Source organism: Psychrobacter frigidicola, assembly GCF_007997305.1.
GTDB classification, from domain to species: domain Bacteria; phylum Pseudomonadota; class Gammaproteobacteria; order Pseudomonadales; family Moraxellaceae; genus Psychrobacter; species Psychrobacter frigidicola.
In genome coordinates this window covers 538,694-554,204 of the sequence record NZ_VORZ01000001.1, presented here as the reverse complement: position 1 = coordinate 554,204, position 15,511 = coordinate 538,694, and the positions used below count along the sequence as shown (strand labels likewise).

Below are 15,511 nucleotides of genomic sequence, written 5' to 3'. Positions count from 1 at the left end.
TGCTAAATATAAAAGATAAGTTATAAAATAATTAATGGGTACATTATGAATAGTTCTATAAATAAGAATATAAAACCAATAACCAATCCAGTTGCTGCTGAAAACGTAGGCAAAGACGTAATCACTGCTACAAAAGTTAAACCGGCACAACTGCTGGCGAGAAATGATGTAAAGAGTAACACTCAAAGTAAAGTCGATAGCACCATTAATAATAGCTGGGCTACCACCATCAGCCGCTATCTGTTAGAGCGTCGTAAGCAGACGCAGACCGCCTATCAAGCCCAGTTGCAACCGAGCCCAGTTACTACTAATGAAGGTAGCGATACCGAAAACTGGTTGTTTGAAGCTGTGTTTGAAATACTCGTACAACGTTTAGAAGAGGGGCATACCGTACTGGTTTTGGAAGTTGTTGCGGATAGTGATACTGATAATAATTTCAATAGTAATGCTGACAGCTTTGCGCTTAGTAATGGGCTGCAGGATGACAATGCCAACTTATCGACATGGCAACTACAGTTATTACAGCCATTGTTACAACCGCTAGTTATCCAAGCTGAGGGTATTTTGGCAGCGACGATGACGACTGGTATCGAAATACTAGAGAATAAAGAGTTATGGCAAGCGGCATTATTACAGTCCTCATTACCTATTTATGAAAAGCAGATATTAGAGCAGCGTTATGTCACTTGTAGACAGCTTTATAACTTCTTAATAGCTGGCAATCATCCCCAAAGTGAAACGCTTAATCTACAAAAAAATAGCCTAAGTAAATTTATCACACTATTAGAAAAAAACCCGCTATTCAGTAAGGCTAAAAACAATAGCAAAAATATTGATAGCCCCATAACTTTTCAAGAAGAGAAAAACTTACAAAGTGAGTTATCAGTAGATGACAACTTAACAGTAACTATATGGCTACACCGTACATGGCAAGCAGAATATGCTCTTGCGCGCCACATTATGCGTATTAAAAACCAAACGGTTAACAAATTGCCTATCACTCTCAACCCACTCTTAAACACTGAGCAGCAAGATGCCATTCATATGGCTAATAACTCGGCCTTTAGTATCATTACTGGAGGGCCGGGCACAGGAAAAACCTTTACCGTTGCGCAACTCGTTATAGCTTTACAGCAAGCACAAGCTGAAGACGTAATAGGGGACAGCGTTAGTAAGACGAATCTCGCACTTGCAGCGCCTACTGGTAAAGCGGCTCAGCGTATGCAAGAGTCGCTACAAGATGCACTGCAACAAGCAGGCGTTACTATGCAATTGCCTGAAGCTAAAACAATTCACCGCTTGCTGGGTATCGGGCGCGGCGGGCAACCACGTTATAACGCTGATAATCCATTGAGCGAAGACATTGTTATTGTTGATGAAGCCTCAATGCTGGGAGTAGAGCTAGCAAACTATTTGGTTAGTGCGATAAAGCCCAATGCGCGGCTCATCTTATTGGGTGATGCCAATCAGTTGGCTGCAGTGGATGCAGGTGCCGTGTTGGCTGATTTATGCCGCATTCCTGCACTACAAGATGTGCATCAACGTTTAGAGGTAAGTCGTCGCTTTAGTGCAGAGTCGGGCATAGGCAAGCTGGCTCGACTTATCAATCAAAACGATACAGATCTGCCTGCTGTTTGGGAATTGCTGCGAGATGATGAAGCTTTAAGTTTTTATCAGGCATTTAATACTGCGTCAGATATTCCTAGTACTAGTAACAAATTAACATTAAATAGCCTAAGTGATTATAATAGATATTTTGAAAGAACAAAAAAAATACTAAAAAAAACAACAAAGGAAAAATCCATACCAGCGCTTGAGCACATTAAGAACTATAAAGAACTTATGATATCGCTTAATACTTTTAAAGTACTCACAGCAGGGCATTACGGACAACATGGCGACCATTATATTAATAACTACCTCAGTGAACAGCATAAAAATCAGCTTAAGCTGCCCTTATCTAAATCACCTTGGTACCACGGGCGTCCAGTAATGATATTACAAAACAATTACGAGCTAGGTTTATTTAACGGTGATATCGGCATCTGTCTACAGACAGATAGAGGGCGCTTACAAGTATTTTTTGAGAATAAAGCTCAAGGAATCTCTGTTAATATGCTCAGCGATGAAACCACCGCAACCGCTTATGCAATGACTATTCACAAGTCACAAGGCTCAGAATTTGAACATATAGCCATTAGCTTTGATGATCAAAATACAAGATTACTCAGTAAAGAGCTTATTTATACTGCAGTTACACGCGCCAAAAAACGGGTTTCTATTTTTAGTACTGCCTCTGCATTTACTTACGCACTGTCAACGCCAACGGTGCGCCAAACTGGGCTAGCACTGCAATTCTCTAAATTTAATTAGAGATACTAAACAGAAAGTCACTTGAAATTATTTTCCATAAACAATTAAAATGCTAAAAAAGCAGAAGCATAAATGCAGAATTTCAAAACAGTTTTAAATAAAGTTAATAATATTATCTATATGGCTAATCAGATGACAATAAGTTGCGTTATAAAAGAACAGCAGAATGCTGATTATGCGGCGGGTAGATTTACACTAAATTTTAAGCTGGCTGATAGGCTGATAACACGGACTGTTCGTTTTAGAGTGTCAAAGACAACGCCAACTAAAATAGGGCAGTTCGTTACTTTTTGGGAGAAAGATACTGACACTATCAATCAACCTTATCGTATCGACAATGCGCCAGATTTATTAGTCATTGCCGTTTTTAATAAAGAGCTTAAATTTGGATAGTTTGTTTTTCCAAAGGATATTCTTATTAACAAAGATATCCTCAAGTCACATATAACCACAGGAAAAATGGGTATGAGAGTCTATCCAAGCTGGGATAAGCCAACTAATAAAACAGCAATACAAACTCAACTATGGCAATTGGACTATTTTTTTAAAATTAGTCATGTAAGTACGATACCTATAGATAAAATACTAGCGCTATATGCTCAATAAAATTATTTTCAATCAAAAAAAGCACCCATTAGGTGCTTTTTTAAATATATCTTACTAACAAAGAATGCGAATTACATTTTATCTTCTTTAATAGCATAAATACCTGGTAGATGACGCAAGTAACCATGAAAGTCCATGCCACAACCATAGACATAACGATCAGCAACATCAAGACCAACGAAGTCAACATCGAAGCCTTCTACTTTACGGTCATGTTGCTTGTTAAGTAAAACACAAGTTTCAATAGACAAAGGATTCTCTTTACCCAGCTCTTCTACAATAGTTTTTAGGGTAATACCTTCATCAAAAATATCATCAATCAGTAATATGTGCTCGCCTGCAAGATTAACGTCAGGCTTAAACTTCCAATCAAGCTCGTTGGTACCTTGATTGTCACGGTAGCGCGAAGCATGAATATAATGCATGCGATGGTAGAAGGTAAGATGGGTAAGTAGTTGACCCGCTGGAATAAGACCACCGTTCATCACGACCATAACAATCGGGTTTAGCCCAACATAATGTAGATTAAGCTGGGCAGCAAGGCGCTCATAAGCAGCGGCCACTTCAGTACTACTAATAAGGCACTCTGAGTTACGCAGGGTTTGTTCAATTTCTTGATTGCTGATTTGAGTCATGGGGTTGCGCCTTCGGTAAAAAGTGCTGATTATTCTATCAAGTTTTACTGGTTTTGCCCAATATAACGTACCTTTGGAACAAAAATAAATCTCTGCAGTGAACAGTCTTTGCTAATCGGCCATATCTATAAGAAAAGGACGATAAAAACGTGCTAAACGATTTAAGCCATCATCAGGAAGTTGTGGTAATAGCTTATTAAGCGCCATACTCATTCCCTTATCAATAGCAGCTTTAGCCACTGGCACGGATTTGCGTTTAATCATCCCAAGCTTAAGCGTTTCAGTGAATCGGCTCATAAAATGCGTTAACGCATCTTCGGTCATAGTTTCAAGCGCAGTTTTGAATTTAACTTTATCAACAGTATCAGGCGTCATTGCCGCAAAGCCTTCAGTAATTGTTTGAGCTGACTCTTTAGATAGTGCAAAACCAACGCGACGCATTCCTTCATTATCTATAAACATACTTTCGTTTTTTAAGAAATTAAAACTGGGCATAATATCTTCGTTTTTATCTTTACCAAGTAATATGTTTAAGAGCGTCTCTGTAGCGCGCTCAATGGTACCTACAATCTTACGCATGGATGCTTGCCGTTCCGCGTTCGGAATCACATCAATAAGACTGACTAGTAAGTTATCGAGCAGTTCACGAGCAATTTGTTGCGTAAGCTTGTTGCGATAGGGGTAATAGTCTACTTGCTCATTCGATTCAATAATACGTTCTGCTTCAGCGATCATATCGCTTAGTTCATCGGAGGGTAAAAAACCAAAATAATGCGTCATTATGCTACCTTTATTTCTATAATTTATTTATGAGTGTGCAGAATAATATCGGGAAGAGAAGTAGTAAGAACACACTGCTTTTCTAATTTATCGTTATTTTAATTCTAACAGTAGTTTAAAGGAACTCTGACATCAAACGTTACATTTTATGTCAAATCGTTTACAATTAGAAAGGATTGTTGAAACATTTACTGTTGGTAGTATTAGTTTGTATTTTACGGAAAACCTGCTATCCATAATTATTGTTATTCACCTCCACACAGAGAAGGTATGAGCTTTCTTAGTATTCTAATCTATCACAATGGTAAGGTTTGAATCGTAAAAGCTTGCGCGTAACGATAATAACGCTATAAATCTGTGTTTAAAAAAGAGAAACGTTAAAGATCTAAATCTAATCATCCTGCCAGTATTTATTTTGGTATAAAAGACAAAAAGCGATATATTTTTATCGCTCTTAAGATATTTAAGGAGAGGCAAGATGAACAGTGCCATTGTATTATTAGTTGGCGTCGCCGCAATGTTCTGCGGTTATATTTTTTATTCAAAGTTTATAGCAACCAAAATTTTAGCATTAGATAATAGCCGACCCACGCCTGCGCATACGATGAAAGATGGGGTGGATTATGTACCAACCAATAAATTTGTATTATGGGGTCATCACTTCACCTCAGTTGCAGGCGCTGCGCCAATTATTGGGCCTGCTATTGCGGTCATCTGGGGTTGGCTACCCGCTGTTATTTGGGTGGTTTTTGGTACTATCTTTATGGCAGGCATTCATGATATGTCCGCTATTTGGGCCAGTATGCGTAATAGAGGACAGTCTATCGGCTCTATTGCTGGTACAGTGATGGGCTCACGGGTTCGCAGCCTAATGATGGTGGTTATCTTTTTGTTACTATTAATGGTCAACGCTGTATTTGGTGTTGCCATCGCTAATATGCTTATTAAAACACCTTCAGCTGTATTACCTGTGTGGGGCGCTTTAGTCGTTGCCTTCATTATTGGTCAATGTATCTATCGCTATAAAATGAGTTTACTTTGGGTATCGATAATTGGCGTAGTGGCCTTATACGGACTTATCTACCTTGGGCCTATGTTCCCAGTGGTCTTACCTGAGACGGTGTTAGGGCTGCCAGATACTGCAATTTGGATTATTGTTCTATTTATTTACGCTGCAATTGCGTCTTTATTACCCGTATGGATGCTGCTACAGCCACGTGATTATATTAACGGCTTGCAACTATTCGTTGGACTGATTTTATTATATGCGGCTATTTTTATTGCTACACCCGATATTGTAGCTCCAGCAATTAATAGGGACTTGCCAATCGGCACACCCTCAATTATGCCATTATTATTCGTGACCATTGCTTGTGGTGCGATTTCAGGGTTTCACGGTTTAGTGGCAACGGGAACGACTTCTAAGCAAATTGATAAAGAAGAAGATGCGCGTTTTGTCGGTTATTTTGGTGCCCTTGGTGAAGGAATGCTAGCGTTAGGCGCTATCCTTGCGGCAACTGCAGGTTTTGCCTCCCTTGGTGATTGGCAAGCAGTCTATCAAAAATTCGGTGATGGCTCGATAGGCGCGTTTATTGATGGCGGCGCAACGATACTGAATGCTGGTGTTGGTATTGACATGGTATTATCACAAACCATGCTGACCGTTATGGCAGCGCTGTTCGCAGGCACAACGATGGATACTGGCGTGCGTTTACAACGTTATATTTTCCAAGAGTTTGGGGAGTTTTATAATATTCCAGTATTGACCAAAGGCACAGTAGCAACCTTCTTAGCAGTAGGAACATGTTTACTATTAGCATTTGGTGCAGGTGGTATCGATGGAGAAGGCGGCATGATTATTTGGCCGTTATTTGGTACTACTAACCAGTTAATGGCAGCATTAACTTTAATGATTGTGACGGTCATTTTATTGCGTAAAGGCAAGCCAGTATGGTATACCTTAGCGCCTTTGTCTTTCTTACTAGTTATGACGGTATTGGCGTTATTACTACAACTTAAAACCTTCTACGTTGATGGCAATTGGCTACTTATTATTATGGATATTATTATTTTGATTGCTACCATTTTGGTGACCTTCGAGAGTCTGTCTGTATTGCGCCGTGAATGGTCAGCTCATAAAGGTAAGAATCAGGCGTAAAGCTCAGCAGTAATCATACTTTAAAAATAAAACGCCGGCACTTGCTGGCGTTTTTTATATTGTGCGCTAGACGTGTTATATTTTAGACAACAATATATTTTAAAGTCCGTCATTATCAGCAAGATGAGGTAGGCTATGAGAAACAAAGATAATAATAAAATTCTAAAAGAGCATTCAGAACAAATAGATAGCTTGCCAGCTATGTCTAATAGACAAGTAGAAGACAACGTATCATGGTGGCAGCGGTTTTTAGAAGGACTCAATGAGTTCTATCATGCCCCGTATCGACAAACGATGGCACGCGCAGCTCGTGATGAAGAAGATTTTTTCATGCTACTAATGTTCGCTGAAAGCTTAGGAATCGATAATCCAGCCAGCTTCTATACGCTTGAATTGCAGCCTTTATTCTTAGAAAACTTTCACGAATGGCACACCCGTATGGGCATGGATAGATGTCCTTTTGATCATGTGGGTTGCTGCTAATATAGTAGTAGTAACTGATAGTAAAATAATAATTGAGATCAAAAATATGGCATTACAACCTTTAAGCGCGCTAGTAACACAACTATCTGTGCAGCCCATTATATTTGTTGGTGGTAAAGGCGGCGTGGGGAAGACTACGACCGCAGCGGCACTTGCCAGCTATTATGCTCGCCAGCAGAAAAAGACACTCATTATTTCCACTGATCCTGCACATAGCTTAGGTGATGTATTAAACGTACGCTTGAGTAATGAAAAAACGGCTATCACGCCTTACCTTGATGCTATTGAGTTGAATCCTGATGTCATAGTCGATGCGCACTTTGCACAAGTTGAGCGCACGATTAAAGGCTATGCTAATCCCGATATGATGCCCAAAATTCGCGAGCATCTGCGCCTGTCAAAGTCAGCACCAGGGGCACAAGAAGCCGCCATGCTCGAGTCGATGTGTCAGCATTTGGTTGCCGCCGCTGGGGCAGGCTACGATCATATTATTTTTGATACGGCCCCAACAGGACATACTTTACGATTGTTGGTATTGCCGGAGATGATGGGGGCATGGACGGACGGACTGTTGGCTCAGCAGAGAAGACAAGCCAAGTTGCGCTCAGTTGCCACTCACTTGGATACCAGTAGTCGTGCAAATAATAAAAATGACGTACCAAATCCATTTGCCAAGCAAAAATCTGACCGCTGGGAACAGGCAGTAACGGTATTAGAGAAGCGTAAGGCATTGTTTCGTCAGGCAGGAATGCTGCTTCACGACCGCGAGCAAACCGCAATTGTGCTGGTAATGACTGCAGATGTGCTGCCACTGGCTGAAACCAAGCGCGCTATTGAGCAGTTAGAAGAAACAAACCTCACGCCAGCGGCAATCGTAGTTAATCAGCTGATTACACCTATACAAGCAGACGAGTTTTGGCAACAGCGTGCTGATAGACAACAGCAATTAGTAGATGATATCGAAGAACAATTCAAAAACTATCCGGTATATCCTATCTATCTGCAACAAACAGACGTGCGCGGCACTGAGGCATTAAGTGTATTATTGATCTAACAAATTAAAGAAATAACTTATTAACAGTCTTAGCTCACTAATTTATGCTCGTTCAAGTCTTCTCGATAATGACCATGCCGCATCGATACGCAAGCTTTGTGCTTGTTCAGACTTCCCGCTACTTAGTGATGACCATTGCGGCTTACCACGGGCTTTTTTAAGCTCACTTGGCAACTTATGGGTTAGCCATGGGGTAACAAGATTGACATCATCGTCCATATGGCCCGAATGCTCATCAATCTCACCGCTATATAGCATTTGGGTCGCATCGGTAGCGGCGTGTCCACGATGACGTAACGCCATAAGTAAGTCTATCGCCCGCGTAGCCAGTAAGGTTAAAGTAGCCGGATCAATATATAAACGCTTCACCCCAGTTAGCTTATCTGCGATGCTGCCAGTATTAGATAATAACCCACCAGCGATACCGCCGAGAGCAGCGCCCAGCCCTAAAGTCGTGCCTAACGCCGCTACATCAATACCCAGTCCTAATAACGCGCCAGCTGCCGCGCCAGAGGTCGTACGAATACCGTAACTCTTGAGCAACTCAGGATCAAAAGGGTCTTGCTGGTAAGCTTGTAGTTCCAGTGGGGTTGCGGCTACGGCGTTATCATAGAACTTATACGAATTTAATAACTTGTGTTGCATGGCCCGCTCACTTTGACGCACTGCTTCTTGCATCTGTTGCAATATAGGCATTGGGTCATCATCATCGTTAATTTCACGTACAAAAGCGGCAACATTCAATAAAAAGTCCGCAATGATAATATTGGCCTCATCATATAACTGCGCCCAATCCTCAGTTCGGCGTTGCATGAGTTGTTCAAGCATTTCTGCGTGGGTCAGCATCGTAGCAAGATTTTGCCATAGCCGCATCTCGTCTGTGAATTCAAACGCGACCGAATCAAAACGTGTCGAGATATGTAAGTTACGCCGTGCCAGCATAGTCTGCCACGCGTCAATATTGGCATCTTGGCTATCCGTAAAATTAAATACTGGCATAACTGGAATGGCCGCCCAAGACAAAATAGCCAATTCATCTTTATACTTGCCCAGAACGGGCTCACGCGCATCAATGACATAGATTGCCATATCACTTGCCAGCAGCTGTCGGATAACTTTCGCTTCTTGGCTATAGTCTTCATCTCCACTTACAGCATCAGAACCTGTTGCTCCAGATGCAATGTCAGCGGCTAAAAACTGCTGTAAACGCTCAATACCATCGCGTCGACTGGCGGTATTATCTTCCAGCCAATCCATCAATCCAGAGGCATCCTCAAGGCCAGGGGTGTCATATAGAGATACCAAGACATCACCAGTCAGACTGTCAGTCAACTGAGCGCGCTCAACATGGCGGGTAGTGGCGGCTTCGTTCTTGACCTCACCAAAATACACATCACGCAGCAAGGTACGCAGAATTGAGGTCTTACCCGTATTGGTGTGGCCAACCACCGCCAGTTTTAACGGCTCCCCACTACCAATTGTCGTTTTTTCTCGGGCAGACTTTGGCGTTATATCCAATGCTATTGGTATTTGAGCTCTGCTATTCTCTTTATTTAAGGCGACGGTATCCATATTTTTATTATTATCATGGTTCATAATAGGGTCTTATATTATTTATAGTAAAAGTTAAGATAAATTAGAATACTATACCGCGCTTGGTGGACTAAATAGCACTTTTAGCTTGTTTTTTAATCCTTTAGCACGAAAAAATCGTTGCCACATCCGGTAAAACACTGAAAATATCAAGCCAAACACATTATCGGTACTGGTCTCACCAACCGCACCATAAGTTACAGGGTTATTGACGGCATCTTCTTCCACATAAGTACCAAACCAGCGATCAAAAATGATGAGCATCCCGCCATAGTTCTGGTCGATATAGTCGTTATTAGTCCCATGATGGGCACGGTGATTCGAAGGTGTGTCAAAGACATACTCCACCCATTTGGGAAATTTACCGACGGTTTCAGTATGAATAAAAAACTGATAAATTAAATCAAGGGCGTAAAAGAAGAACACCCAAACCGGATGCACGCCAAGTAGCATAAGCGGAGCGGAACGAAGAATAACCACCAGCCAGTGAGGGAATACAGCAAACTTTGGCGCATGGCAGTCGATAGATTCATCTGATCGTCAGAGTGATGCAGTACATGTGCTGACCAAAACCAATTGACCCAATGCGAGCTGCGGTGGAACCAGTAATAGCAGAACTCGACGGCAATAAATATCGGTATTGCTGTCAGCCAAGTCACGTCAATAGTAAACAGACTATATTGATATAACCATAAGCAAATAGGGAGGACGATCAGGGCTTGAATCACCAGTTCAAAGCTTAAATAAGAGCCGCCCAAGCTAAAGTTAGTCATCGCTCGTTTCCAGCTAAAAGCAGCACCGCGTCCGCGTTTAGACTGATAAAACCACTCTGCTAAAAAAAGTAGAAAAAATGGTGCGCCCATTAACGGTAATAACCACTCCTGCCAGTGAGTGGGTAGAATACTGGTCAGTAGCGGCTGCCATGATTCAGGAGCAATGGCCAATATACTGTGATTCACAGCGTCTTTATAACCTTCTAAAGTCTGACCATACTGACCTAAATTGATTAGGCTACTATTATGACTACTATCATCTGTCGCTGCCACATCATACCGCCACTTGTTTGCCGTTGTGAGTCTTCACTGTTATTCTAATATAAGACTAAACCCTTAAAAAATCAGCCTTTGTTGTGGCCGTGGGCGTCATTTGACAGCATTTATTATGTTCTAAATAACAAATAATAGTTGAATCGATTTAAAAAGTTATTTATTAACAAGCGACTTGTTATTCACAGTATTGTCTACCAAGCCGATTTTCCGTGCAGCAAGCGCCGTTTGCCATTGCTGGTGGCGGACAGTTTGTTGTGGCGTATTAGAAATATTGGGAGTAGGGCGGTCGTTATTCTCTTGGCTTAGTAGTTGCACAATAAGACCGTGTTTGGCATAGTTAGCGATTTGATCAAGCTTACGTAGCGTGCCACGATCAGGAAGCGCTTGACTATGAATACCAAGCAATACCTGAACCGGATGTTGCATAAGATATGCCGTTAAGCGTGCCACATCGTCACGATCATCAACGATACCAAAATCTTCCACCTCATCATTATTACTGTCATCAAAACCGGCCTGCCACCACTGGTCATTATCAGTAGGGTATTCAAGTAAAGCAACTAGCTTTTTGCCAGCACTAACCGTAGCTTTTGGTGCGATTGGCGCAGCGACTTCGGTAAAGTCGTCGGCATCAATCACTTGCCGCTGCCAAAAGTTAATGATTTTCTGATAATAAGGCCATTTAATGTCAAGGCGCATCTTTTTACGGCGGAACATCAGCGCACAAAACGCCCACGCTATCGCCCGCGGCACAATGCCATACATCAGTAGGCTACCAATTAACAAGCCTGCCCACTGCCGAGCAACGGATAGGGGCAGGGCATCAGTGACTAAGCGGCTCTGTACAATCGCGGCATTATCAGGTACATCAAAACCTACTATGCTGGGCAGCCACCCTAAAACGTGGGTGAGGCTAATCAGCGCCTCATCCGATAGCAGTGTCGACTCCCAACTAAAGCTATATTGACGCACAATTAATAAGAATATAATAGCAAACAACATGCCAGTTAAAGTCGCAAGCCACAGCTGATGACTAAATCGTCCCAGGTACCAGCGCATGCCGCTATGTTGAAGTTGTTCTTCATACAGCCTAACCGCCGCTTGGGTGATATCATCTTTACCGCGAATTAAACGGTTGGGACTAACAAAACTTGCAAACCAGTTTGAAGACTGCTTACCTTGGTTAATCACTGTTAATACTAGCCAGCCTATCAACATGATAGTATGGAAACCAAGCAGGCAGACGAGCACATAAAAGAAATTAACCACATTGGCCTGTAGTAAAGTGAATAGCCCTAAAAACCCTGACACACACCATACGACACTCATCACTGTCATAATGCCTTTGATGCGACCATCAATCTTGCCCAATACGCGTGCCAGCGCGCCAGTGCTATCAATACGCGATGCTCGCCTGTGCAGCTTTTGGAGTGGCGTACCGGCTTCTGCTTGTAGCTTTTCAGTGACCAGTAGCGGATCGGTAGCAAAGATATGATGCTCGCTCTCAAGCGTACGTACCAACTCAGTCAGTTGGTCTTGTGGAGATAACATAGCGGTCGATGCATCCGTATAAAAAGTGTGAAATAAAAAAAGATAAATGAGTGAGCAATTCAATAAAAACAAGGTCATGCTTAAGGATAATGCTGAACATGTTATATAATACAGCTATATTCGGGAGTATAAATGTTGTTTTTTTAAGATTAAGTCGTTATAAATTAATAGGTTATCCTAAAAACTGACCAAATGGTCAAAAAATCGCTGGCAGTTATTATCAATACACGCTATCCTAAAAGTAAGTTAACAGCTTCGCAGCATAACTAAAACAAGCACAGTAATAAATAATTAGTCATTCGTTAAGTCAAAACTTGTTAATTAAACACTAATTATGATAGCAGTAAACGGTTTTGATGCACCTGCATCTGCTAACCCTCAATTCACGAAATTGTTCAGTTACGAAGAAATATAAGATAAGTGCGAAAGCATGATCTAATCGTGAATATAGCTAACATAATGTTTAAAAAATTTAGAAAAAAGAGGCATCTGCTTCTTTTTACATGTTTAGTAGGGACAGACCATTAGTAGATAGAGTGAAAATGGTGAATAAACCATTCTCATTCAACAACTATAGGCTCAGTCATTGTAAAACTTAAGTTACTTTAGATTACTATCGTTCTAAATCATTCAAAGTGTATCAGTTAGGATACATTAACAATACAACATGCAGGGAGCACACCTATCTATGGATATTAAATCCACCTCTAATCCAACGTTCGAGCGACCAGAAGATGAAAACTTGGGCGTTGGCGCTAATATTGCTTATGGCTTTCAACACGTACTTACGATGTATGGTGGCATTATTGCCGTTCCATTGATCGTCGGTCAGGCCGCTGGACTGGGACCTTCTGAAATCGGCTTATTGATTGCAGCGTCTTTATTTATTGGTGGCCTAGCGACCTTGCTGCAGACCATCGGTGTCCCGTTCTTTGGTTCTCAGCTGCCATTAGTACAAGGGGTGTCTTTTGCGAGTGTGGCGACCGTCGTCGCGATTGTGACTTCAGGAGGCGGACTACCTTCTGTATTTGGTGCCGTCATTGCAGCGTCTATTCTCGGATTTCTAATAACGCCCTTTTTCTCTAAGATTATTAGGTTCTTTCCACCGCTCGTCACAGGTACGGTCATCACCACTATTGGCTTAACCTTGATGCCAGTGGCCGCAGGTTGGGCAATGGGTGGCAATAGAAGTGCACCTGACTTCGGTAGCGTGACCAATATTGGTTTGGCCGGCTTTACCTTGTTAATCGTATTACTACTAAGTAAACTTGGTAATGCTGCTATTAGTCGCTTATCCATTTTGCTTGCTATTGTCATCGGCACAATTGCCGCTTGGGCATTCGGCCTTGTCAGTTTCGCTGGCGTTATGACCGGATCTATCTTCGCCTTTCCTAGCCCATTCCATTTTGGTGCGCCGACCTTTGAGCTTGCCGCCATTATTTCTATGTTCATTGTAGTGCTGGTTATTTTAGTAGAAACCTCAGCGGATATTTTAGCTGTTGGCGATATTATTGGTACCGACATCGATTCAAAACGCTTAGGTGATGGTCTACGTGCTGATATGGCGGCGAGTATCATCGCTCCTATGTTTGGCTCTTTCACTCAAAGTGCCTTTGCGCAAAACGTTGGTTTGGTTGCTGTAACCGGTGTTAAAAGCCGTTTTGTAGTCGCTTACGCCGGTATCATCTTAGTTGTTCTAGGCTTGATGCCTGTTATGGGTCGCGTTATTGCTGCCGTTCCTACTGCAGTGCTTGGCGGCGCGGGTATAGTACTGTTTGGTACCGTAGCAGCCAGTGGTATCCGCACCTTGGCGCAAGTTAGCTACACCAACAACATGAACCTTATCATTGTTGCGACCTCTATCGGCTTTGGTATGTTACCGATTGCGGCTCCTGCATTTTATGATCAGTTCCCAGATTGGTTCGCCACTATTTTCCATTCAGGTATCAGCTCTGCTGCGATTATGGCTATTCTACTGAACTTGTTATTTAACCATCTTAAAACGGGTAACTCAGAGAATCAGTCTGTGTTCGCTGCTGGTACTGAAGACCGTTCAGTACGCCCTGTAGTTATCTTAGATTTGACTGAAGGCGATTACTTTACTGAAGGTAAGTTGTTTGACGTAGACCACAATGAAGTTCCAGTGGTAGAAGTAGAAAAACCAGCTGCACATTAACGATGTTCCTTATCCTTATATAGGGTAATCTAAAGACTTGCTTTTGATGTATTAGCCGCCCAATGAGGCGGCTTTTCTCTATCGAAAATAAAGTAGAGTCAGATTAAAAAAATAGGATAAATCAGCGAATGCTGCAACAATATAAATTGGTAAGTATTCAGAAAAGTAGCCATACTAAATTAATGAAAAATACTGTATTTGATATCAATTATTGAACTTAAGAACTACGACAAGGAGTCAGTATGACGAATAACAGTGTGAACAACAAAACCTATCTGATTATCGGCGGTACTGGCGGCATCGGTCAAGCCATGGTTAGACAGTTGGTGACTGCAACCGCTAATGAGCAAAGCGATATTCGCGTTTTTGCTACCTATCATAGAAGTGTGCCTGACTTTGAGGCGGACAATTTGCATTGGTTGCAAATGGATGTCAGCGACGAGGACAGTATTGAGCAGGGTGCTGATATTATAAAGCAGCATAGCGCGCACCTTGATTGGGTCATTAACTGCGTAGGGCTATTGCATACCGAAACGGCACAACCTGAAAAAGCGCTCAGACAAGTTGGTACGGATTTCTTTCTACAAAATATGCAAATCAATGCCCTGGCTGGTCTTCTGATTGCAAAGCATATCAAGCCGTTACTGGCTAAGGCTGAACGCAGTAATGAGCAACCAGCAATTTTTGCAACGATATCAGCACGGGTAGGTAGTATTAGTGATAACCAAGTGGGTGGCTGGTACAGTTACCGTATGAGCAAGGCTGCCCTCAATATGGGTATGAAAAACTTAAGCATTGAGTGGGCACGGGCGCTTAAAGATGTTTGCGTGGTGGTGATGCAGCCAGGTACTGTGAATACACAACTGTCTGCACCCTTTCAAGCGAATGTGACTGAAGGTCATCTATTTACACCAGCCTATAGCGCAGAATGCTTGCTTGAAGTATTGGTAGGCCTAAGTGCGACAGACAGCGGCAGCTTTGTTGATTGGGCAGGGGAGTCAATACCGTGGTAAACCCACGTTATTGACAGTATCAATTTAAGTTATTTTAAAG

At 42.0% G+C, this 15,511-nt stretch carries 12 protein-coding genes and 1 pseudogene; 7 read left to right on the top strand and 6 right to left on the bottom strand.

Features of this window, described 5'->3' with window-relative positions:
* Positions 1-45 precede the first annotated feature (45 nt).
* Together recD and ES754_RS12165 are read left to right on the top strand one after the other, a co-directional pair.
* Entirely contained in the window at positions 46-2,373 is a 2,328-nt protein-coding gene (gene recD, locus ES754_RS02220) for an exodeoxyribonuclease V subunit alpha (protein ID WP_147221662.1), read from the top strand.
* Positions 2,374-2,445: 72 nt separating this feature from the next.
* Positions 2,446-2,979: pseudogene (locus ES754_RS12165) on the top strand (MepB family protein).
* A 71-nt stretch (positions 2,980-3,050) separates the two neighbouring features.
* Here the strand turns inward: ES754_RS12165 and ES754_RS02210 are convergent.
* Together ES754_RS02210 and ES754_RS02205 are read right to left on the bottom strand one after the other, a co-directional pair.
* Positions 3,051-3,614, bottom strand: a complete 564-nt coding sequence (locus tag ES754_RS02210) for a hypoxanthine-guanine phosphoribosyltransferase (protein ID WP_147221660.1) — start codon at positions 3,612-3,614, stop codon at positions 3,051-3,053.
* 111 nt (positions 3,615-3,725) lie between these two features.
* A complete protein-coding gene (locus ES754_RS02205) occupies positions 3,726-4,394 on the bottom strand; it encodes a hypothetical protein (protein WP_147221658.1) in 669 nt (222 codons plus the stop codon).
* A 478-nt stretch (positions 4,395-4,872) separates the two neighbouring features.
* Here ES754_RS02205 and ES754_RS02200 point away from each other — a divergent pair, with 478 nt between their 5' ends.
* The 3 genes from ES754_RS02200 (at position 4,873) to ES754_RS02190 (ending at position 8,089) form a co-directional block, all read left to right on the top strand.
* Positions 4,873-6,552 (top strand): carbon starvation CstA family protein, encoded by a 1,680-nt coding sequence (locus tag ES754_RS02200; protein WP_147221656.1) that lies wholly within the window; start codon positions 4,873-4,875, stop codon positions 6,550-6,552.
* Positions 6,553-6,753: 201 nt separating this feature from the next.
* Complete coding sequence (locus tag ES754_RS02195) at positions 6,754-7,035, top strand: cory-CC-star protein (protein ID WP_147223205.1); 282 nt, start codon at positions 6,754-6,756, stop codon at positions 7,033-7,035.
* 46 nt (positions 7,036-7,081) lie between these two features.
* Complete coding sequence (locus ES754_RS02190) at positions 7,082-8,089, top strand: ArsA family ATPase (RefSeq protein ID WP_147221654.1); 1,008 nt, start codon at positions 7,082-7,084, stop codon at positions 8,087-8,089.
* Positions 8,090-8,131: 42 nt separating this feature from the next.
* Here the strand turns inward: ES754_RS02190 and ES754_RS02185 are convergent, their stop codons facing one another.
* The 4 genes from ES754_RS02185 to ES754_RS02170 form a co-directional block, all read right to left on the bottom strand.
* Positions 8,132-9,685, bottom strand: a complete 1,554-nt coding sequence (locus ES754_RS02185) for a DUF3482 domain-containing protein (protein WP_147221653.1) — start codon at positions 9,683-9,685, stop codon at positions 8,132-8,134.
* Between the two features lie 48 nt (positions 9,686-9,733).
* Entirely contained in the window at positions 9,734-10,135 is a 402-nt protein-coding gene (locus ES754_RS12305; RefSeq protein ID WP_265090711.1) for a sterol desaturase family protein, read from the bottom strand.
* Entirely contained in the window at positions 10,081-10,728 is a 648-nt protein-coding gene (locus tag ES754_RS12300; RefSeq protein ID WP_147221649.1) for a sterol desaturase family protein, read from the bottom strand. The genes ES754_RS12305 and ES754_RS12300 overlap by 55 nt, the downstream gene beginning before the upstream one ends.
* Before the next feature lie 156 nt (positions 10,729-10,884).
* Positions 10,885-12,282: a DUF2868 domain-containing protein gene (locus ES754_RS02170; RefSeq protein WP_147221647.1), complete on the bottom strand. Its 1,398-nt coding sequence runs from the start codon at positions 12,280-12,282 to the stop codon at positions 10,885-10,887.
* A 688-nt stretch (positions 12,283-12,970) separates the two neighbouring features.
* Between ES754_RS02170 and ES754_RS02165 the strand changes: the two genes are divergently transcribed.
* A complete protein-coding gene (locus tag ES754_RS02165) occupies positions 12,971-14,458 on the top strand; it encodes a nucleobase:cation symporter-2 family protein (RefSeq protein ID WP_147221645.1) in 1,488 nt (495 codons plus the stop codon).
* Between the two features lie 242 nt (positions 14,459-14,700).
* A complete protein-coding gene (locus ES754_RS02160; protein WP_228267749.1) occupies positions 14,701-15,471 on the top strand; it encodes an SDR family oxidoreductase in 771 nt (256 codons plus the stop codon).
* Positions 15,472-15,511 lie beyond the last annotated feature (40 nt).

Excerpts from the sequence above, each read along its gene's own strand:
- ES754_RS02195 (WP_147223205.1), top strand. The coding sequence starts at position 6,754 with ATGTCTAATAGACAAGTAGAAGACAACGTATCATGGTGGCAGCGGTTT.
- ES754_RS02210 (WP_147221660.1), bottom strand. The coding sequence starts at position 3,614 with ATGACTCAAATCAGCAATCAAGAAATTGAACAAACCCTGCGTAACTCA.
- ES754_RS02170 (WP_147221647.1), bottom strand. The coding sequence starts at position 12,282 with ATGTTATCTCCACAAGACCAACTGACTGAGTTGGTACGTACGCTTGAG.
- ES754_RS02200 (WP_147221656.1), top strand. The coding sequence starts at position 4,873 with ATGAACAGTGCCATTGTATTATTAGTTGGCGTCGCCGCAATGTTCTGC.
- ES754_RS02160 (WP_228267749.1), top strand. The coding sequence starts at position 14,701 with ATGACGAATAACAGTGTGAACAACAAAACCTATCTGATTATCGGCGGT.
- ES754_RS12305 (WP_265090711.1), bottom strand. The coding sequence starts at position 10,135 with ATGCTACTTGGCGTGCATCCGGTTTGGGTGTTCTTCTTTTACGCCCTT.
- ES754_RS02190 (WP_147221654.1), top strand. The coding sequence starts at position 7,082 with ATGGCATTACAACCTTTAAGCGCGCTAGTAACACAACTATCTGTGCAG.
- recD (WP_147221662.1), top strand. The coding sequence starts at position 46 with ATGAATAGTTCTATAAATAAGAATATAAAACCAATAACCAATCCAGTT.
- ES754_RS02205 (WP_147221658.1), bottom strand. The coding sequence starts at position 4,394 with ATGACGCATTATTTTGGTTTTTTACCCTCCGATGAACTAAGCGATATG.
- ES754_RS02165 (WP_147221645.1), top strand. The coding sequence starts at position 12,971 with ATGGATATTAAATCCACCTCTAATCCAACGTTCGAGCGACCAGAAGAT.
- ES754_RS02185 (WP_147221653.1), bottom strand. The coding sequence starts at position 9,685 with ATGAACCATGATAATAATAAAAATATGGATACCGTCGCCTTAAATAAA.